Raw genomic sequence first — 20314 nt, 5'->3', positions numbered from 1 at the left:
TCGGTTCAGTTCGAATGGTTGCACTTTTCGGCACCAGCGGACTGTTCGGCATGGCAGGGACGGACTGATCCCCCCAGCAACCAGGCCAGCATTGAGAAGACCTGGTCGGTGACCTGCGGCATGTGCGATTTGATCGAGCGCTTCCGACGCCATCATGGATGGACGCCCGCCATTGCCCTCATAATTGCGGTAAGGGCAGGCACCGCCCGAGTCCGCCGCTTGAAGTCCTAAGGTGGTCGCTAAGTCGTGGTTAGCGGTCCGACAGCTTGCGAGAGGCGAAGGTGGCATAGCGGCTACCAGCCACCAACTCCTGTGAGACCCTGTTGGTATTCAGCGATCCGGCGACTGGTAGCGGCCGAAACTGAAGCCGGTAGCTGATCTAGGGGGAACCAACCAGCTTGTTCGATCTCCATCACGCCGGCGCGCCGCAGTGTGCCATCTGCTGCAGATACAGTCCGTGCAGCGAAGATGGCTATGTGATCGTCCTTGCCTTCCCGACGGCTGTGATACACGCCTAAAACACGTTGAAAAGCTTGATTTAGGGCTGGTGGAGCTGAGGGGAATCGAACCCCTGACCTCTGCAGTGCGATTGCAGCGCTCTCCCATCTGAGCTACAGCCCCGCCCCGGCCCGCGCTCGCGCGCGGGAGGCTCCCAATAGCGATACTCCCGGCGCGATGCAACGGTCTCGCACGACTCTTTTGCATGGCTTGGCCACGCGATCAGTTTCTGGTTAAAACCGATTGCAATGGAGTCGCGATCCCGCGGCCCGCGATAGATATGGAGAGAGACATGGCCCGCGCCTGGCACCTGAAATCGCGCCCCACCGGAATGCCCACGCTCGACAATTTCGAGATCAGGGACCTGTCCGCGGCGCCGCTTGGCGAGGGGCAGGTGCGCGTGCGCAACCTCTGGCTTTCGGTCGATCCCTATATGCGCGGCCGGATGAACGACGTGAAGAGCTATGTCCCGCCCTTCCAGCTTGGCGAGCCGATGCAGGGCGGCGCGGTTGGTGAGGTGATCGAGAGCAACAATCCGGGCTTTTCGGTCGGCGACAAGGTCATGCACATGGCGGGCTGGCGCGACGAAGCGGTGATCGGCGCCGAATCGATGCCGCAAAAGCTCCCCGATATGGGCGTCCCGCTCGAGACCTGGCTCGGCAATCTCGGCCTGACGGGCGCCACCGCCTATTTCGGGCTATTGAAGGTCGCCGAAGCCAAAGCGGGCGACATCGTCTTCGTCTCGGCGGCGGCGGGCGCGGTCGGTTCGGCGGTTGTCCAGATCGCGAAGAACAAGGGCATGACGGTGATCGGCTCGGCGGGCGGTGCGGACAAATGCGCTTGGGTCAAGGAGCTCGGCGCCGATGCCTGTGTCGACTACAAGGCAGGTCCGGTGCTCAAGCAGCTTGCCGAGGCGGCGCCCAAGGGTGTCGACGTCTATTTCGACAATGTCGGCGGCGAGCATCTCGACGCAGCCTTTGCGCTCGCGCGCGACTGGGCGCGCTTCGCGATCTGCGGAATGATCGACGTCTACAATGACGGCAAGCCGCAGGAGATGAAATATATCATCCGCACCATCCCCGCGCGCATCCGCATGCAGGGCTTCATCTTTACCGACTATATCCAGCATATGGGCGAATTCCATCAGGAGATGGGCGGCTGGGTCGCGGGCGGCAAGATGCAGTCGCGCGAGACCGTGCATGAAGGGCTCGACGCGATGCCTGACGCGTTCTTCGGCCTCTTTTCGGGAGGCAATACGGGCAAGATGCTGGTGAAACTCTGATCTTCTTGCGGGGTGATCCCGACTGGTGTCACCCCGCGAAAGTGTCACACTTCGCGGGATCGCCGCCGTCGAGCCCGCGCTTGAGCCACGCCATGCGCTGCTGCGCGCTGCCATGCGTGAAGCTCTCGGGCACGGGGCGCTGGCCCGCCGCCTTTTGCAGCGTGTCGTCGCCGATTGCCTGCGCGGCGCCCAGCCCTTCCTCGATATCGCCGGGCTCGAGCAGGTTGACGTCGTTCGCTGCCCAGACGCCGGCATAGCAGTCGGCCTGCAGTTCCATCGCTACCTGAAGCTGATTGCCCTCGGCGCGGCTGGCGCGTGACTGAGCCTGGCGGACCTGATCGGCGGTGCCGTCGATCGTCTGGATATGGTGGCCCACCTCATGCGCGATCACATAGGCGAGCGGAAAGTCGCCCGGCGCGTTGAACTTCTGCTCGAGCTCCTGGAAGAAGGTCGTGTCGATGTAGATCTTCTTGTCGGCCGGGCAGTAGAAGGGGCCCATCGCCGATTGCGCCGCGCCGCAGCCCGACATGCCAGCCTGATCGTAGAAGACCATCGTAGGTGCGGGATAGCGCTTGCCGTGTTTCGCGAAGATGTCGGTCCAGCGACGTTCGGTTGAGCCCAGCACCTTTGCGGCGGTGCTCTGGATATCAGTGAGCGTCGCGGCCGTGCCGGGCGTGGCCGGCGCGGTCTGCTCGCTCGGTGCGGGGCCTCCGGTGCCCTCGATCAACTGCGTCGGATCGATCTTGAACACGAACATCGCGATCAGCAGGATGACGATCGTGCCGCAGCCGAGCTTGCCGCCGCCAAGCCGCAATCCGCCGCCGGGCATGCCGAAGCCGCCGCGCGAACGCCCCTGGACTTCGATGTTGCTGCTTTCCTGTTCGTCGTCGAGCCGCATCGCGTCGCTCCCGCCTGTTGCCCCGAAGTGATGGCCCAAATTCAAAGCCGCGGCAATGGAACGATTTATCTCGCAGCCGCATTCTGATATTGCACTGCACAATCATGGCTCGCTCCGATCCACGACCTCGTCAGGCCAAGAACGCCGCATTGCCGCTTCCGGACGAGGTGGCGCTCGTGCTGCAGGGCGGCGGTGCGCTGGGCAGCTATCAGGCGGGGGTCTACGAATCGCTTGCCGAAACGGGCATCGAGATAGACTGGGTTGCGGGCATCTCGATCGGTGCGGTCAATGCTGCGCTGATCGCGGGCAATCCCGAGGAACGCCGCGTCGAGCGGCTGCGCGCCTTCTGGAACACGGTCACCTCGACGCTGCCGAGCTTTCCCGTCTGGCACAATGATCAGGTCCGCGAATTCATCCATGAATGGTCGGCGGGCTTCGTCGCGACCTTCGGTGTCCCCGGCTTCTTCGCGCCGCGCCCGATCCCGCCGATGCTCGCCGCCCCCGGTTCGTGCGAAGCGACGAGCTTCTATGACAGCGCGATGCTCGAGGGCACGTTGAACGAGCTTGTCGACTGGGATCTGCTCAACGACGGGCCGATGCGCTTCTCGGTGGGTGCGGTCGAGGTCGAGAGCGGCAATTTCCACTATTTCGACAATCGCAGCGAACGCATCGACGCGCGCCACGTCATGGCTTCGGGCGCGCTCCCGCCGGGGCTGCCTCCCGTCGAGATCGACGGAAAATGGTGGTGGGACGGCGGCCTCGTCTCCAACACCCCGCTCGCGCACGTGCTCGACAACCAGAGCGCGGACACGCTCGTCTTCCAGATCGATCTCTTCTCCTCGATCGATGAGCGCCCGCGCACGATCATGGACGTGATGGCGCGCGAGAAGGAGATCCGCTTTTCCAGCCGCACGCGACAGGTTTCGAACCAGCTCATGCGGCTGCGCAAGGAGCGCGAGGTGATCCGCACCGTGCTCGAAAAACTGCCGGACGATCTGCTCGACGATCCCGACGTTAAGAAGCTGGCCGAGCTTTCGCGCGAGCATGCGGTCAACCTCGTCCACCTGATCTACCGTGCCAACGCGTGGGAGGGCGGCGCGCGCGACTATGAATTTTCCGCGCGCACGATGGACGAGCACTGGGCCGCGGGACAGGCCGCGGTCTGCGGCGCGATCTCCAAGGCGGGGCTCCTCGCCACCAACATTATCGACGGCAAGACCGCCGCATTCGACCTGACATCACGATGAAATAGCCCTCTCCCGCCTTCGCGGGAGAGGGAGGGCCCCGCGAAGCGGGAGGGTGAGGGTCTTCTTCTCCTTCTTGCGGGTTGCCCGAAAGGTAGAAAGAAGAAGACCCTCACCCCAACCCTCTCCCGCGAAGGCGGGAGAGGGGGTCAAAAGGAAAGGCGTATTTCATGTTCCTCAAGAGCAAGACCGCGATCGTCACCGGCTCGACCTCGGGCATCGGGCTCGCCTATGCCAAGGCGTTCGCCGCCGAGGGCGCGAGCGTGATGATCAACGGCTTTGGCGATGCCGCCGACATCGAGAAGGAGCGTGCGGGGCTTGAGGCCTCAAGCGGCGCGAAGGCGCTCTATTCGGCCGCCGACATGACCGATGGCGACGCGATCGCCACGATGGTGGCCGAGTGCCATGACAAACTCGGCGGACCCGACATCATCGTCAACAATGCGGGCATCCAGCATGTGGCCGCGATCGAGGATTTTCCGGTCGAGAAATGGAACGCGATTCTGGCGATCAACCTCTCCTCGGCCTTCCACATGATGCACCACGCGGTTTCGCACATGAAGGAAAAGGGCTGGGGCCGGATCATCTCGACCGCGTCGGCGCACTCGCTCGTCGCCAGCCCCAACAAGTCGGCCTATGTCGCGGCGAAACACGGGCTCGTCGGCCTCACCAAGACGGTGGCGCTCGAGGTCGCGACGCACGGCATCACCGTCAACGCGATCAGCCCGGGCTATGTCTGGACGCCGCTCGTCGAGAAGCAGATCCCCGACACGATGAAGACGCGCGGGCTCACGCGCGAGCAGGTGATCAACGATGTGCTGCTCGACGCGCAGCCGACAAAGCAGTTCGTGACCGTCGAACAGGTCGCCGCGCTCGCGCTTTTCCTGTGCCGCGACGAGGCCGCGGGGATCACCGGCGCCAATCTCCCCGTCGATGGCGGCTGGACCGCGCAATGAAGCGTCGCGCCGAAAAGTGGCTTCCGGTTTTCGGCAACGGCGACGCGATCCCAAGGGCCAAGGCAGCCACCCCGAACGGGGCGCTGCTTTAGGCTTTCAAACCCGAACGCTCCTGCTATCGTCGCGCCCGGCATAAACAGAATGGTCGCGCATGGGTCTGGGACTGAGGGTATTGCTTTTGACGTTGCCGCTTGCCGGTTGTGCGGCGGCTGATCCATCGCCCGGCCCTGTGACGCTCTCTGCGCCCGCCGCCGCAAACTGGCGCGTTGTCGCGACCGCTGAAGACCGCAAACGCATCGGCCAGTGGCGAACTGCCTTCACCCAGGCGCTCGGCCAGGCGCGCGCGGCAGGGCATTCCGCTGAAATTGCGACCGAGGGCGCGTTGCTCGATCCCGATGCCGCGCTTGCGGGCGTGGAGATCCCCAAGGGCGACTATCGCTGCCGCGTCATCAAGCTGGGTGCGGCGCGCGCGGGGATGGGGGCGTTCACGCGCTATCCCGCCTTTGCCTGCCGCGTCGAGGACGAGGGCGAGGTTTCGAGCTTCGCCAAGATGAGCGGCTCGCAGCGCCCCGTGGGGCTGATCTTCGACAATGACACGCAGCGCCAGATCTTCCTCGGCACGATGATGCTGGGCGATGAACGGCGTGCGATCGACTATGGCCGCGACGCCGATCGCGACATGGCGGGCGCGATTGAACGTATCGGCCCCGCACGCTGGCGGATGATCCTGCCCTATCCGCGCTTCGAATCGGTGATGGACGTGATCGAACTTGTCCCCGTGTCCGCCGCCTGAAAGCCTCACAAGGAGATATGTTGATGCGTCGTCTGCTGCTGACCCTGTTGCCCGTGCTCTTTGCCACCCCCGCCGCCGCCGAGCCGGTGCGCGATGCGGTGACCGGGGACATGGCGTCGCTGATGACGATCTACCGCGACCTCCACGCCAATCCCGAACTGAGCTTCGAGGAGGTGAAGACCGCCGCCAAGCTCGCCGCCGAGTTCAGGAAACTCGGCTTCGCCGTGACCGAGAAGGTCGGCAAGACGGGCGTGGTCGCGGTCATGAAGAACGGCGCCGGACCGGTACTTGCGCTGCGCGCCGACATGGATGGGCTGCCGGTACCCGAACAGACCGGGCTGCCCTTTGCCAGCAAGGCGCAGGGCAAGACGCGCGAGGGGCTGGCGACGCCGATCATGCATGCCTGCGGGCATGATACGCACATGACCGCGCTGATCGGCACCGCGCGCCGAATGGCCGCGATGAAGGACCAGTGGGCGGGCACGCTCGTGCTCTATGCCCAGCCTGCCGAGGAGATCGGCTCGGGTGCGGCGGCGATGCTCGCCGACGGGCTCTATACGCGCTTTCCCAAACCGCAGACGGTGATCGGCTTCCACGATGCGGCAGGCATCCCCGCGGGCGTGATCGGCATCCGCTCGGGCTATGCGCTCGCCAATGTCGATTCGGTCGACGTGGTGGTGAAGGGGGTTGGCGGGCATGGCGCCTATCCCAACACGACCAAAGATCCGATCGTGCTCGCCTCGCGCATCGTGACCGCGCTGCAGACGCTCGTCGCGCGCGAGCTCGATCCGCAGGATTCGGCGGTGGTGACCGTTGGCAGCTTCCAGGCGGGCGCCAAGCACAACATCATCCCCGACGAGGCGCGGCTGCTGCTCACGGTGCGCAGCTATTCGCCCGAGACGCGCCAGATGCTGCTCGACGGCATTGCGCGCATCGCGAAGGGCGAAGCGATCGCGGCGGGCGTGCCCGAGGACCGGATGCCGCAAGTGACGGTGAAGGACGAGTTCACCCCCTCCACCTTCAACACTGAACCGCTATCGGGCCAGATGAAGACGCTCTTCACCGCACGTTTCGGCAAGGATCGGGTGATCGACACACCCGCGGTCATGGGGGGCGAGGATTTCAGCCGCTATTATCTGGCGGACAAGTCGATCCAGAGCCTGATCTTCTGGGTCGGCGGCGTGCCAAAGGCGGCGTGGGACAAGGCGGGGGGCGACGCGGCCAGACTGCCCTCGCTCCATTCGCCGTTCTGGGCGCCCGACGCCGATGCGGTGATCGCAACCGCCACCGAGGCGATGACCGCAGCGGCGCTCGCGACGCTCAGGAAGTAACAGGACGTCGAGCGGTGTAGTCTGATCGCGCCGCGATCGATTCATCGATCACCGCCTCCCATGCGGTGACCACATTGGCGGTCGCGAATTTCCCCATGGACTGGCGCGCGGTGTCGCCAAGCCGCGCGCGCAGCGCGGGATCGCGCATCAACGCGGCGAGCCCCTGGGCCATCGCCTCCACATTGTCCGAAGGAACGAGCATGCCGTTGACGCCGTGCTCGATCATCTGGCCCGGGCCCCAGGGGCAATCGAACGCGATGGCGGGCATCCCTGCGGCAAGCGCCTCGAGCAGCGCATTTCCCCAGCCCTCGAAGCGCGAGGACATCACGAACAGGTCGCCCAGCGCCATCCAGGCGCCGGGATTGGCCGAAACGCCGGGCAGCAGCACGCGGCGGTCAATGTCGAGCTCGCGCGCCGTGGCTTCCAGCGCACCGCGTTCGGGGCCTTCGCCCCAGATCACCAGTTCCCAATCGGGAAAGGCGGGTGCGATGCGCGCAAAGGTTTGCAACAGCAGATCGAATCCCTTTTGGGGCACCAGCCGACCCACGGCGACCAGCCATTTTGTCGTGTCGCCCGAAACCGGGACGTGCGCGGCCGTCATCGCGGGATTGGGGATGATCCACTGCCGCCGGCGCATCGCGGGCGGAAAACAGTCCATCGCGCCCTGCGTCATCGTCACCAGCCCGAAGGCTCGGCGGTAGACACGCGCCCTGAGCCAGCCCCAGACGTGCCCGAAATCCTGAAGCCGCGGATTGTTTCGCTCGGAGACAATGACGGGAATGTCCGTGCCGATCGTCGCCAGCAACGCCAGCACATTGGTGCGCGTCAGAAAGCTGACGACGCTATCCGGCTCGATCGTGGCCATCGCGCGACGCAGGCGCACCACACGCGCTACGCTGGCAAGGCCGCCGAACGGCCATGGCTGACGTCGCGCGGGCAGGCCGAGCCGGACCAGCGAGACACCCGCCGCATAGTCATAATAGGACGGCGCATCGGGCTCTTCGAAGGCGATGACGCTGACCGTGCGACCGCGCGCGGCAAGCTCGTTGGCGATGATGTTGACGACGCGTTCTGCGCCGCCCGCGCCAAGCCCTGGAAGGACGAAGATGATCCCGCCGCGTCGCGCCTTTGTGCGATCCGTCGCGCGCGCGCGGCGATTCGAGTCCTCTCCTGGCCGGGTATGCCCGGTCTGAATGCTAGCCATGTCTTCCCACCCCGATGCAGCGATCATGCCATATAGAACCGCAGATTCTTGAGCGCATTGGGGCTAACCGACTATCTCTTTCGGCATAGGCTTCAGTGCGGCGTCGCGACCCTGTTGTCGCGTCTCGAGCCGCCTCCGGCAGCGCCGCTCGCATAGCCGTGCGTCCATGCAAAACTGGTGCTGTAGCTCAGGATCGGACGGTAGCCCGCGTCCTCGTCGGATCCCAAGATCCGGTCGGACCTGCTGTCGAGCACGGCGAGGCTTGCGCCGTCGCGGACGGCGAGCACCGCATGGTCGGCGCCGCGCGGTTCGTCGCGGACGATCACCAGATACAGATCGTCGCCGGCTACGCCCAGGCTCTCGAGCAGTTGCAGCTTGGCGATCGCGAAATCCTCGCAGTCGCCGCGTCCGCGTGCAAAGGCGCGCGTCGCCGACGCCCATTCGTCGCGATCCACATCATCCGCAAAGCCCAGATGGCTGTTGACCCAGCCGTTGACCAGACGGATCTGCGCGCTGCGATCCCGGCCTGCCGCGCTTTGCAGCATCGTCGCCCAGGGCCCTTCGGCGAGCAACTGTTCGCCACGCGCCGCCTGCCAGCGTTTATCAAGCGGGGTCGACGATATCGCGAGCGCCACCGAACCGAAAATGTCGGGGCCGCGCGGTCTGGCGGGTGGTTGGGGTGTCTCGGCACAATTGTCCCGGGGAAGCGCTATGACGAGGCCGCTGCCGGGCAGCGATACCGATGCCGCATCGGCCGGACGCGCGCAGGGTGAAGCGCCATCAGGCACGACATCGATCGGCTCGGCGATGGCGCGCGACGGGCCGGCAAGCAGCAAGGCTGCAATGACGAATGAACGACCCAAACCCAAAAGTGCCCCGGGGCTGTGTGCGACCTTTTGCGGGCGTCTTATGTACGCTCCCCGCAGGCACATCCAACATCGTTACGCAGCCGAAAGCCAGCAGCATTCGACGAAATGGTGCTTATTTGAGTCAGGCAGCGCGCTCGCCGCGGCGTGGGGGGTGGCGTCCGCTATGGCGTGGCGAGCGGACATTGGCTTGAGCCCTCTCCCGCCTTCGCGGGAGAGGGTTGGGTGAGGGTCTTCTTCTCTCGCCTGTATTCGCTCAAGAGGCTAAAAACGAGCAAAAGACCCTCACCGACTGCGACTAGGCCGCAGGCGGCCAAGTCTCCATTGCCTCTCCCGCGAAGGCGGGAGAGGGCTCAGATCAAACGTCTACAGCCGGTCGATCGACAGCCAGCCGTCATGCCCGCGCCACCGCCGCAGATGCGCGGCGCGCGTGGCGGCGGCTTCGGTGGTCTGGCCAAGCGCCTGCTGTGCGGTCATCAGACCGTAGAGCGCCCAGGCGTTGTCGGGCGATTTCGCCAGCGCCGTCATGAACGCCTGACGCGCACCTTCGCGATCGCCCGCGCGCAACAGCGCCGCGCCCAGCGACTGGTGGACGGGGTAGTACCACCAGGGCGGTTCCATATAGGTGAGCTTGTCCTCGACCGCGATGGCGTCCCGGTAATGCTTCGCCGCCTCGGCATAGCGGCCATGCGCATAGGAAAGCCGGCCTTGCGCGACGAGTTCCGCGAGCTGCAGCAGATCAGGCGCGGGCATGCCTTGCGCGATTTCGCCGGCGAAATCATTGGTGGTGCGGAGCTTGCCGATTGCGGCGATCTCTGCGTTGGCGCGCGCATCGTCGCGCTGCTGGGCATAGGCGACCGCGCGCGCATAGTGCCGCATCGCGGTTACATAGGGCAGCCGCGGATCGGGCGCGGGCAGCGCCAGTATTTCCTCGGGCGCGGCGAATTGCGCATAGGCCTGATAGGGCGCGGCATCGATAGCCTGGATCCACGCGATCGACGCCGAGACGTCGGGGTCGAGCAGCGCCCGCAACCGCCGCGCTTCGGTGATCGCGGTCTTCATGTCGCCCAGCATCTGCGCCGAGGTGACGAGGAAATGCACATTGTGCGGATAGTATCCGTAGCGATAAATGCCCTTGTCGCCCGACGCCTTGAGCCAGGCCTCATCGGCGCGCACCGCATCAATGTTGACGCGGATCGAATCGTCGAAACGGCCAAGCACATAATAGATATGGCTGGGCATGTGGACGAGATGGCCCGCCGCAGGGACAAGCGGCCGGGCCAGCCGGTCGGCGGCCGCCTCTGCGCGCTTCGCGTCGCTCGCTTCCACCAGATGGATATAGACATGCGCCGCCTGCGCGTGCGCGGGATTGCGCGCCATCACACGCTCGATCAGCGTCACCGCCTCGCCGATTTTCCCCTTGGGCGTGCGCCCGTCGGCTTCCCAATAGTTCCAGGGGCTCGTGTCCATCACCGCCTCGGCGGCAAGGATCGCGGCGTCGTCATGCTCGGGAAAGCGCGCCGCGACCTTTAGCATCGCGTCTGCATAGGCCATGTCAAGCTCGGCGCGGTCGGCGGCTTTCGCGACGGAATAGCGCGCGCCGAGTGCGTCGATCAGCGCCTGTTCGACGGGCGTAGCTCCCGCCTGGAGCGCGGTCGCGCGCCGCAGCGCCGTCATCGTTGGGACAAGGCTCGCCGCATCCATCGGCGCATTGATATTGGGGCCATAAGCGAGCGCCTCTCCCCAGAAGCACATCGCGCATTGCGGATCGCGCCGCTGCGCCGCGCGAAAGGCGCCGATCGCGCCGTGATGGTTGAAGCCGTAGGCGAGCATCAGCCCCTGATCGAAATAACGCTGTGCCATCGGATCGCGCGTCGTGATCGTGAAGTGCGTGCCGCCCAGGCCGGTCAGCAGCGGCATCGCGCCGCCGGATCCCGCCTGCTGCGCCTGCCAGGCCGCCGCGAATTGCAGGCGCTGGCGCAGTATCTTGCCTGCCTCGCGGCTGCTGCCGCAGAGGTTACGCATCGTCCGGGTAGGATCGAGCAGTTCGAGCAACTGCGGCGATGGCGGCGGCGCGGGGGCGACCCCCATCAGCGCGGTCGCCGCAACGGCGAGCAATATCGGCTTCGCGAAACTGATCATGACGCGTCTCCTCCCTGGCGCGAGGCGCGGACCGTAGCATAACAGGGCGGGGCAGTTCACCCGGTCAAATACGCGCTGGGTGGCGGGGCAGGAGGTGGGCCGCTTGTCGTCCGGCAGGTTTTAGGAAGATCCCCTGCAATAGTTACCGTTTGCAGGCTGCATGGAGGGATAATCCATCCATTTCGGACGCTTAGTGACGGGCTGCTCGGATCGCGCTAGGAATGCCAGTCTGGGGAGGAAGTAATGGCTAGCACACCTAACTTGCGCGCCGCGCTAGCGGGCATGATCGCCGACTATCGGACGGGAGAGATACAGACGCCGGATGCCGCGCATGTCGATCGTTGGATAAGCCAATTCCCCGCAGGGGTGCGTGATCCTATTCTCACGGAACTGTTACACGTCTTTCGCTGGACCTATTTCACGCGCGCCAAAGTCCAAACCTTCATCGACAGCATCGTCACCAACGCCAATTTCGCAGGCCCGAACCCCTGTCAATTCTGGCAGGGCGTCAAGGTTTTGAACCTGCAGACAGCCGGAAACAGCCAGAAGGACATGATCGCACTTCTGGCGGAATCGCTTCAACGGCAGTGCGGGCTCGCACTGACATCGTGCGGGGTCACACCCCATACGTACTTGTATTTGGATGATGCCCTTTTCTCAGGCGGTCGAATTCGATCAGACCTCGTAAAGTGGGTTACCGGAGCAGCCCCCGCAAAGGCCAAGCTCGCGGTTTTGGTCATTGGTGCGCACAAGCTTGGCGAATGGTATTCGGGGAACAAAATCCTGGAAGCAGCCAAGGCGGCCGGCAAGACGATGGACTTGAGCTGGTGGCGCGCCGCGTCGTTCGAGGACCGCAAATCGGCAATCAACAATTCCGACGTGCTGCGTCCCACTGCCATTCCCGCCGATCCAGCGGCACAAGCTTATGTGGCGGGACTGAAACAAGCGCCGATCATCCGGACGGTGGGCGGCAAAAGCCCCATCGGCATATTTTCCGGGGAGCCTAGTCGTCATCTGCTGGAGCAGGAGTTTCTTGTCGCCGGCGTTCGTGTGCGAGGCATGTGCCCACACCTCAATGATTTTATGCGACCGCTGGGGAACATGCTGTTCGAATCCCTCGGGTTCGGGTCCACGATCGTCACTTATCGGAACTGCCCGAACAACGCACCGTTGGTATTCTGGGCGGGCGATCCGTGGTATCCACTCTTTCCACGCAAAACAAACTGAGGCCCATGAGCGAGACGCAAATTCGAACATACCATACCAAGGATGTCGTCCGGTTCCGGAAGACAACCGAGGAGTTTGGCGGCCTTTCGAATATGGCCCCCGGCTTCCCCATTGTCGTGCTTGGGCACCGGATCCGCACCTCCGAGGCGCTCTATCAGGCGTGCCGCTTTCCGCACTTGCCAGAGGTTCAGAAGATGATCCTCAGCGAAGGCAGCCCGATGACGGCAAAGATGCGGTCCAAGCCCTTCCGCAAGGATTCTCGGCCCGATTGGGATGACGTCCGGGTCAAGGTGATGAAATGGTGCCTGCGCGTGAAGCTGGTCTATAACTGGCGCAAATTTTCTGAGTTGCTGCTATCCACCGGTGACCGCCCCATCGTCGAGGACTCGCGGAAGGACGGCTATTGGGGCGCGATGCCGCAGGATGCGGATACGCTGAACGGGCAGAACGTGCTTGGGCGCCTACTCATGGATCTCCGCAGGAAATTGCAGGAAGACCCGGAAGCGCTCCGCAGCATCCCTCCACTTCAAATCCGAAACTTCCTCCTGCTCGGCGAACCAATTCCCATGATCATGTCACCGCGGCAGCAAGAAGTCGCTTTGGTGCGGAGCGACGATGAGGGACCGGCGCAGCACGCCTTTCTCTAAGGGAGCCCTAACGTTGCCCGAGCGGTCGTCGCTCGGGTCGATTTGGCGGCCGAACAGCAACCAGAAGGTTTGCGCATTCGGCAAAGGCGCATCCGCGTTGATCCTCTCGATCACATGCTGGCCGAGCGGTGCCTGATTGCGAAACGCCGCATCTAATTAGCCGCTCACCATCGTGCACCTCAACGAGGGGCAGCTTTCAGGACGGGGCGAGGACCGCCCGAGCGACAAATTTTGGGCGCCAACCCGCCATTCCCGCTTGCCGTTTCGCAACAACGCCCGCCGGTGGTTTCCCACCGACGGGCGCGCTTTCCTCCCCAGGAAATCAGGGATCGGCTTGGGGTCGATCCGCAGCCCCGGCGCAGGCCGGGGTTCAGCATTCAAAAAATGGGCGCATCACCGGCAAGGGGGCGGGATGGGTCGTATCCCGAAGGGAGCCGGCGATGCGCCGTCTCAGGCCTTTCAGGCTGCCTGACTGAACTGGTTCATCGTGTTGTCCTTGCCGCCCGCCTTCAATGCGGCCTCTCCGGCAAAATACTCCTTGTGGTCGTCGCCGATGTCCGATCCCGACATGTTCTGGTGCTTCACGCAGGCGATGCCCTGGCGGATCTCCTTGCGCTGGACCCCCGCGACATAGCCGAGCATGCCCTGCTCGCCGAAATACTCCTTCGCGAGATTGTCGGTGCTGAGCGCCGCGGTGTGATAGGTCGGCAGCGTGATCAGGTGGTGGAAGATGCCCGCGCGCTTCGCGGCGTCGCGCTGGAAGGTGCGGATCTTCTCGTCGGCCTCGGCAGAGAGTTCGCTCTCGTCATAGGCGGCCGCCATCAGGTTGCTGCGCTCATAGGCAGAGACGTCACGGCCTTCCTTCTCCCAGGCGTCATAGACCTGCTGGCGGAAGTTGAGCGTCCAGTTGAACGAGGGCGAGTTATTGTAGACCAGCTTCGCGTTGGGGACGACTTCGCGGATACGGTCCATCATCCCCGCAATCTGCTCGATATGCGGCTTCTCGGTTTCGATCCACAGCAGGTCTGCGCCGTTCTGCAGGCTTGCAATGCTGTCGAGCACGCAGCGGTCTTCGCCCGTGCCGGGTCGGAACTGGAAAAGGTTGCTGGGCAGCCGCTTGGGCCGCATCAGCTTGCCGTCGCGGTTGATGATGACGTCGCCGTTGCGTGCGGTCGCGGGGTCGATCTCCTCGCAGTCGAGGAAGCTGTTATACTGGTCGCCGAGATCGCCCGGCTCCTTCGAAACCGCGATCTGCTTGGTGAGGCCGGCGCCCAGCGAGTCGGTGCGCGTGACGATGATCCCGTCCTCGACGCCCAGTTCGAGGAAGGCGTAGCGGCAGGCGCGGACCTTGGCGAGGAAGTCCTCGTGCGGCACGGTGACCTTGCCGTCCTGGTGGCCGCACTGCTTCTCGTCCGAAACCTGATTCTCGATCTGCAACGCGCAGGCGCCCGCCTCGATCATCTTCTTCGCGAGCAGATAGGTCGCCTCGGCATTGCCGAAGCCCGCGTCGATATCCGCGATGACGGGGACGACATGCGTCTCGAAATTCTCGATCTTGCCGAGCGTCTCGGTTTCCTTCGCCTTGTCGTCAGCCTCGCGCGCCGCGTCGAGCTCGCGGAACAGCAGGTTGAGTTCGCGCGAATCGGCTTGGCGCAGGAACGTGTAGAGTTCCTCGATCAGCGCGGGGACGCTCGTCTTCTCGTGCATCGACTGATCGGGCAACGGACCGAATTCGCTGCGCAGTGCCGCGACCATCCAACCCGAGAGATAAAGATATTTGCGCTTGGTCGTCCCGAAATGCTTCTTGATCGAGATCATCTTCTGCTGCGCAATGAAGCCGTGCCAGCAGCCCAGCGACTGGGTGTAGTTGGCCGGATCCCTGTCATAGGCCGCCATGTCCTCCCGCATGATCTTCGCGGTATAGCGCGCGATATCGAGCCCGGTGCGGAAGCGATTCTGCAGCCGCATGCGCACAGCGCCCTCCGCGCCGATGCCGTCCCACGTCCCGTTCTTGGACCGGATAAGTTGCTCGATCTGGTTGATATCGTCCTGGTAGGGCATGGTCCGCTCTTTCATCGCCTTTGATCGTGCAGCTTGGCGCTGCCTCTGATCAAGAATTGACAACGCGACGGCGCTGGTGCGAGCGAAATTTGTCGTTTTTCATGTGTTGCGGTGCGCGTTTTCGGGAAATATCTTGTCAATTTGTAGGTATATTGACAAGATCCGGCTTATGGCTGAACAGAAGCTTTTCGCGGGTCATGCGGTCAGGCGCCTCAGGCGCAGGGGTGGGCTCACCCAGGCCGCGATGGCGGAGATGCTCGACATCTCGGCCAGCTATCTCAACCTGATCGAGCGCAACCAGCGACCGCTTTCGGCGACGCTGTTGCTGCGGCTCGCCGAGCAGTTCGATTTCGATCCGCGCAGCCTCTCCGCCGACGAGCCGGGCGGGGGCGCGGCCGCGCTCCGGCGGCGACTGGCCGATCCGATGTTCGGCGACCTCGAGGTCGACCGCGCCGAGATCGACGAATGGCTCGCCGCTGCGCCGGCCACGGCCGAGGCCTTTGCGCGCGTGTTCGACCGGCTCCGCGCGGGCGGCGCAACAGCGACGGACGAGGTCGACAGTATAGGCCTTGTCCGGCGCGAGATCGCGCGCTGGCGCAACCATTTCGCGGATCTCGACGCGCAGGCCGAGTCGCTTGCCGACGAACTGCGCCTCGGTGCGGGCGACCTGTATGGCGCAATCGCCGAGCGGCTGCGCACGCGCCACCAGCTCTCGATCCGGATCCTGCCCGTCGACGTCATGCCCGATCGGTTGCGTCGCCTGGATCTGCACGCGCGCCAGTTGCAACTGTCCGAAATGCTCGATCCCGCGTCGCGCGCCTTCGCGGCGGGCTATCAGCTCGCGCAGAACGAGGCGCGCACCGAAATCGACGCGCTGGTGAAGGGGGCGGGCTTTACCGACCGCGTCGCCGAGCGTCTCTATCGCCGCCATCTGCTCAGCTATTTCGCCGCCGCGCTGATGATGCCTTATGCGCGCTTCCTGCGTGCGTGCGAGGCCACGGGCTATGATGTCGAGCTGCTCCAGCGCCGTTTCGGCGCGGGCTTCGAGCAGGTCGCGCACCGCCTCACCACGCTCCAGCGCGTCGGCGCGCGCGGGCTGCCCTTCTTCATGATGCGCATCGACCGTGCGGGGCAGGTGTCCAAGCGCTACGAGGGCGCAAGCGCCGCGCCGATCGTCGAATCCGACGGGCGCTGCCCGCTCTGGGTGCTGCACGCGGCGTTCGACCGGCCCGGGCGACTGATGCGCCAGCTCGTCGCGCTGGAGGATGGCACACGCTGGTTCACGCTCGCGCGGACCGTCCAGCCCCAGGGTGGTCGCTATGGCCGCATCACCGCCGAATTCGCGATCGGGCTGGGCGTCGCGGCGTCGCTCTCGGGCACGCTTGCGGTCGCGCGCGGCATTGACCTCAGCGGAGAGGCGACCCCGATCGGCCTCGGCTGCCGTGTCTGCACGCGCCAGGATTGCCCCCAACGCTCGGCGCCCCCCGCGGGGCGCGCCATGCTCGTCAATGAACGCGAACGGGGTCTCTCACCCTTCAGCTTCGCGGGCGATTGAAAAGATCCTCCGCTTCCAGGGAAGGATTATGGCGAAGCCTGTTCCAGCGACGCCACGTCCAGCCGCGCGATCTGGTCGGTGTTTAGCTTGAGCGTCATCGCTGCCAGCAGCTCGTCGAGCTGCGCAACGCTTGTCGCGCTCGCGATCGGCGCGGTGATGCCGGGCTGCGTGGCGTTCCACGCCAGCGCGATCTGCGCGAGCGTTGCGCCCGTCTCGGCGGCGACCGCGTCCATCACGCCCAGCACCGCGTGGCCGCGGTCGGTCAGATAGGGCACGATCCGCGCCCCGCGCTGACTTTTCGCGAGATCGGCGACGCTTCGATATTTGCCGGTCAGAAATCCTGCGGCGAGGCCGAAATAGGATAGCACGCCCAAATTCCGCTCGGTGCACAATGCCTGCAGCGCGCCTTCGAACCTGTCGCGTGTCATCAGGTTGAATTCGGGCTGGAGTACCGAATAGGCGGCAAGCCCGTTTGCGGCGCTGATGTCGAGCGCGCTCGCAAGCCTTTTGGCCGAGAAGTTGGACGCCCCCAGCGCGCGCACCTTGCCCGCGCGCACCAGCGCGTCGAACGCCTCGAGCACCGCGTCCTGCGGCACTTCGGCATCGTCCTGATGCGCGTAATAGAGGTCGACATAATCGGTATTGAGCCGCTTGAGCGAAGCCTCGATTGCCGCCGCGATCCGCGCCGGCGCAAGCCCCGTTCCCCCCTCGCCGGGCTGCATTCCCACCTTGGTCGCGATCAGCACGTCGTCGCGGCGTCTGCGCTGCTTCAGCCAGCGGCCGATCACGGTTTCGGATTCGCCGCCCCTGTGTCCAGGAATCCACGCTGAATAGACGTCGGCGGTATCGACCATCGTCCCGCCCGCGGCGATGAAGCGGTCGAGGATCTTGAAGCTCGTCGCTTCGCCCGCGGTCCAGCCGAAGACATTGCCGCCCAGCACCAGCCCGGGTGTTTCAAGGCCGCTGCTTCCAAGCGTTCGGATATCGCTCATTTAGCGCGCTCCTCGAGTTCCTGCGTCACCTTCTTGACATCCTGCGACCGCCCGCGCGGCAGAATGAGTATGTCGTTGCCGCTCGCGACCACGATCAGATCGTCGACGCCGACAATCGCGACGCGCGGTCCATCGCTGCGGATCAGGCAGTTATGACTGTCAATCACGATGGCGTTGCCTTCGCAAACATTGCCTTCGCCATCGCACGTGCTGATAGCGTGGAGCGCATCCCATGAGCCGAGATCGGACCAGCCCATCGCAACGGGCACCACCGCTACCCGTTCAGCTTTTTCCATGACTGCATAGTCGATCGAATCGCTCGGCGATTCGGCGAAATGCCCGGCGTGCGGCTGAATACGACGAGCTGTACGCTCTCCTTCGGCCATTGCACGCTGCGCAGCGGCAAGCATATCCGGAGCATGCTCTGCGAGCGCCGCAAGATAGGTATCCGCGCGGAACAGGAAGATGCCGCCATTCCAGGCATGACCACCCTCCGCAAGCATCAGCTCGGCGCTGCGCCGATCGGGCTTCTCGACAAAGCGCTCCACACGGTGAACGCCTGCAGCGATCGCATCGCCGATCCGGATATAGCCATAGCCGGTTTCAGGCTTGTCGGGCGCAATACCGAAAGTCACAAGCCAGCCGTCGTTGACCAGCGGCAATGCGGTGTCGATTGCCGCATGGAATGCGCCGACATCTGCTATCACGTGGTCGCTTGGCATGACGAGCAACGGCGCGCTTCGGTCATTTGACGCGAGTGCTGCAAGCGCGATCGCGGGCGCGGTGTTGCGCCCCAACGGCTCGAGAATCAGGCTTTCCGGCACGATTCCAATCTTGCTGAGTTGAGCCTCGATGGCATCGGCGTGCGCGAGGTTGGCCACGATGAGCGGCGCCTCAAACAGGCGTGAGTCGCGCGTACGCTGAACCGTGAGTTGCAGCATCGTCTCCTCGGCAGTCAGCGCAAGCAGTTGCTTGGGATTCTCTGGCCGCGACATCGGCCACAGCCGAGTTCCTGCGCCGCCTGACAGAATAACGGGTATGATGCGGCGTTTGTCTCTCACTTCAAATATCTCCTCTTTCTCTCCTTCCTACCTAAAAAGAAGCGGCTTGAGATTCAAAAACATCAATGGTGCCCGCGGCCTTCAGTCTTTTTTTGTAAATTTGGGCGACACTTGTCCTGTCGGAAATTTTTACGCCGTGGATTCGCAGGACAAGGCCAAGCCGTGATCAGGCTGTTCAAACATTATGTGCCGCACGCCGTGCTGTTTCTCGGCCTGCTCGATTTCGCGCTGCTGATCGTCGCCGCAGAGCTGGGCTGGATCGTGCGCGCGGATCAGATCGGCATGGCGGTGGACCCCGTTTCCGCGCGGGTGCCGCAATTGCTCGCCTTCGCGATCGCGCTTGAGACTGCAATGATCGCGGTCGGCGTCTATGGCAGCGAATCGCTGCAGTCGATGCGCTTCGCCGCGGCGCGGCTGCTGGTCGCTATTTCGCTCGGCATCATCTTCCTGTCGGCGCTCTTCTTCTTTGTTCCCGCGCTCAGCCTGTGGCGCTCCAACCTCGTCTACGCGATGGCTTTCGCCGCCGTATTGCTGCTCGCACTGCGAATTCTGCTCGGCAAGACGCTGGGCGGGCAGGCCTTTCGCCGCCGCGTCGTCGTGTTGGGCGCAGGCGCGCGGGCCGAACGCATCAAGGCACTGTCCCGCCGTCCTGGTTCAGGTTTCGCGGTCGTTGGTTTTGTCGGGATGAACGACGGGCCACAGACGATCCTTGAAGCGATCAACCGCGACGCGATCTACAATCTGGCGGATCATGTCGTGCTGCTGAACGCGAGCGAGGTCGTGCTGGCGCTCGAGGAACGACGCAACGCCCTGCCGCTGGCCGATCTGCTGCGGATCAAGACGACTGGGGTTCACGTCAACGAGATCTCGACCTTTCTCGAGCGCGAGACGGGGCGCGTCGACCTCGACAGCGTCAATCCCAGTTGGCTGATCTTTTCCGACGGCTTTTCTTCGGGCCGCATGGTTTCCAGCGTCGCCAAGCGACTTTTCGATATTGCCGCCAGCGCGCTGCTGCTGCTGCTCACCTGCCCGTTGATCTTGATCGGCGCGCTGCTCGTGAAGCTCGAAAGCCGGGGTCCCGCCTTTTTCCGTCAGACGCGCGTGGGGTTGTTCGGGCAGGATTTCAGCATCCTCAAGCTACGCTCGATGCGCACCGATGCCGAAGGCGACGGAAAGGCGGTCTGGGCCCAGAAGAATGATCCGCGCGTCACGCGCGTGGGGCGCGTGCTCAGGGTGACGCGGATCGACGAGCTTCCCCAGGCGTGGAGCGTCCTCAAGGGAGAGATGAGCTTTGTCGGACCGCGCCCCGAGCGACCCGAATTCGTCTCGGGCCTCGAGCAGAAACTGCCCTATTATGCCGAACGCCACATGGTGAAGCCGGGCATCACCGGCTGGGCGCAGATCAACTATCCCTATGGCGCGAGCCTGGAGGATGCCCGGCATAAGCTCGAATATGACCTCTATTACGCCAAAAACTATACGCCCTTTCTTGATCTGCTGATCCTGCTCCAGACACTTCGGGTCATCCTGTGGCCCGAAGGCGCGCGCTAGGCCGGT

Annotated in this window: 16 protein-coding genes and 1 tRNA gene; 9 read left to right on the top strand and 8 right to left on the bottom strand. The window is 64.2% G+C overall.

Going from position 1 to position 20314, the window contains the following annotated elements; all coding sequences use genetic code 11:
- Positions 1-545: 545 nt before the first annotated feature.
- Positions 546-621 (bottom strand) — tRNA-Ala (locus D3876_RS03985).
- Between the two features lie 169 nt (positions 622-790).
- Here D3876_RS03985 and D3876_RS03980 point away from each other — a divergent pair.
- Positions 791-1780 carry an NADP-dependent oxidoreductase gene (locus D3876_RS03980; RefSeq protein WP_119759767.1) on the top strand — a complete coding sequence of 330 codons (990 nt, stop codon included), beginning with the start codon at positions 791-793 and terminating at the stop codon, positions 1778-1780.
- Positions 1781-1808: 28 nt separating this feature from the next.
- Here D3876_RS03980 and ypfJ read toward each other — a convergent pair whose 3' ends face one another.
- The gene (ypfJ, locus tag D3876_RS03975) at positions 1809-2678 is read right to left on the bottom strand and encodes a KPN_02809 family neutral zinc metallopeptidase (RefSeq protein WP_119759766.1); all 870 of its coding nucleotides are present in this window, start codon (positions 2676-2678) and stop codon (positions 1809-1811) included.
- Between the two features lie 104 nt (positions 2679-2782).
- On the opposite strand from ypfJ, the gene D3876_RS03970 reads away from it, so the two are divergent.
- The 4 genes from D3876_RS03970 (at position 2783) to D3876_RS03955 (ending at position 7002) form a co-directional block, all read left to right on the top strand.
- Complete coding sequence (locus D3876_RS03970) at positions 2783-3925, top strand: DUF3734 domain-containing protein (RefSeq protein WP_119759765.1); 1143 nt, start codon at positions 2783-2785, stop codon at positions 3923-3925.
- A 167-nt stretch (positions 3926-4092) separates the two neighbouring features.
- On the top strand, positions 4093-4878 hold the full coding sequence (locus D3876_RS03965; protein ID WP_119759764.1) for a 3-hydroxybutyrate dehydrogenase: 786 nt from the start codon (positions 4093-4095) through the stop codon (positions 4876-4878).
- Between the two features lie 151 nt (positions 4879-5029).
- The gene (locus D3876_RS03960) at positions 5030-5671 is read left to right on the top strand and encodes a DUF4893 domain-containing protein (protein WP_119759763.1); all 642 of its coding nucleotides are present in this window, start codon (positions 5030-5032) and stop codon (positions 5669-5671) included.
- Positions 5672-5694: 23 nt separating this feature from the next.
- Complete coding sequence (locus tag D3876_RS03955) at positions 5695-7002, top strand: amidohydrolase (protein WP_119759762.1); 1308 nt, start codon at positions 5695-5697, stop codon at positions 7000-7002.
- On the opposite strand, the gene D3876_RS03950 is transcribed toward D3876_RS03955, so the two are convergent.
- From D3876_RS03950 to D3876_RS03940, 3 genes are all read right to left on the bottom strand, one after another.
- On the bottom strand, positions 6992-8206 hold the full coding sequence (locus D3876_RS03950) for a glycosyltransferase family 4 protein (RefSeq protein ID WP_119761011.1): 1215 nt from the start codon (positions 8204-8206) through the stop codon (positions 6992-6994). The genes D3876_RS03955 and D3876_RS03950 overlap by 11 nt on opposite strands.
- A 92-nt stretch (positions 8207-8298) precedes the next feature.
- Positions 8299-9069, bottom strand: a complete 771-nt coding sequence (locus D3876_RS03945; protein WP_182911860.1) for a transglutaminase-like cysteine peptidase — start codon at positions 9067-9069, stop codon at positions 8299-8301.
- A 369-nt stretch (positions 9070-9438) separates the two neighbouring features.
- Positions 9439-11214, bottom strand: a complete 1776-nt coding sequence (locus D3876_RS03940; protein WP_119759760.1) for a tetratricopeptide repeat protein — start codon at positions 11212-11214, stop codon at positions 9439-9441.
- Between the two features lie 243 nt (positions 11215-11457).
- Here D3876_RS03940 and D3876_RS03935 point away from each other — a divergent pair, with 243 nt between their 5' ends.
- Together D3876_RS03935 and D3876_RS03930 are read left to right on the top strand one after the other, a co-directional pair.
- Complete coding sequence (locus D3876_RS03935) at positions 11458-12441, top strand: phosphoribosyltransferase-like protein (RefSeq protein WP_147417579.1); 984 nt, start codon at positions 11458-11460, stop codon at positions 12439-12441.
- A 5-nt stretch (positions 12442-12446) separates the two neighbouring features.
- Positions 12447-13088, top strand: a complete 642-nt coding sequence (locus tag D3876_RS03930; protein ID WP_119759758.1) for an NADAR family protein — start codon at positions 12447-12449, stop codon at positions 13086-13088.
- Between the two features lie 459 nt (positions 13089-13547).
- Here D3876_RS03930 and D3876_RS03925 read toward each other — a convergent pair whose 3' ends face one another.
- Complete coding sequence (locus D3876_RS03925) at positions 13548-15149, bottom strand: isocitrate lyase (RefSeq protein ID WP_119761009.1); 1602 nt, start codon at positions 15147-15149, stop codon at positions 13548-13550.
- A gap of 169 nt (positions 15150-15318) precedes the next feature.
- Here D3876_RS03925 and D3876_RS03920 point away from each other — a divergent pair, with 169 nt between their 5' ends.
- On the top strand, positions 15319-16704 hold the full coding sequence (locus tag D3876_RS03920; protein WP_119759757.1) for a helix-turn-helix domain-containing protein: 1386 nt from the start codon (positions 15319-15321) through the stop codon (positions 16702-16704).
- Positions 16705-16730: 26 nt separating this feature from the next.
- Here the strand turns inward: D3876_RS03920 and D3876_RS03915 are convergent, their stop codons facing one another.
- Both D3876_RS03915 and D3876_RS03910 read right to left on the bottom strand, forming a co-directional pair.
- Entirely contained in the window at positions 16731-17696 is a 966-nt protein-coding gene (locus D3876_RS03915) for an aldo/keto reductase (RefSeq protein ID WP_119759756.1), read from the bottom strand.
- Positions 17693-18736, bottom strand: a complete 1044-nt coding sequence (locus D3876_RS03910; protein ID WP_274378976.1) for a mannose-1-phosphate guanylyltransferase/mannose-6-phosphate isomerase — start codon at positions 18734-18736, stop codon at positions 17693-17695. The genes D3876_RS03915 and D3876_RS03910 overlap by 4 nt, the downstream gene beginning before the upstream one ends.
- 183 nt (positions 18737-18919) lie before the next feature.
- Between D3876_RS03910 and D3876_RS03905 the strand changes: the two genes are divergently transcribed.
- On the top strand, positions 18920-20308 hold the full coding sequence (locus tag D3876_RS03905; protein WP_119759754.1) for a TIGR03013 family XrtA/PEP-CTERM system glycosyltransferase: 1389 nt from the start codon (positions 18920-18922) through the stop codon (positions 20306-20308).
- The last annotated feature ends 6 nt before the right edge of the window (positions 20309-20314 follow it).

This window comes from Sphingomonas cavernae (assembly GCF_003590775.1).
Classification (GTDB): domain Bacteria; phylum Pseudomonadota; class Alphaproteobacteria; order Sphingomonadales; family Sphingomonadaceae; genus Sphingobium_A; species Sphingobium_A cavernae.
The sequence above is the reverse complement of the archived record's forward strand: the minus strand, read 5'-3'. Positions and strand labels throughout refer to the sequence as shown.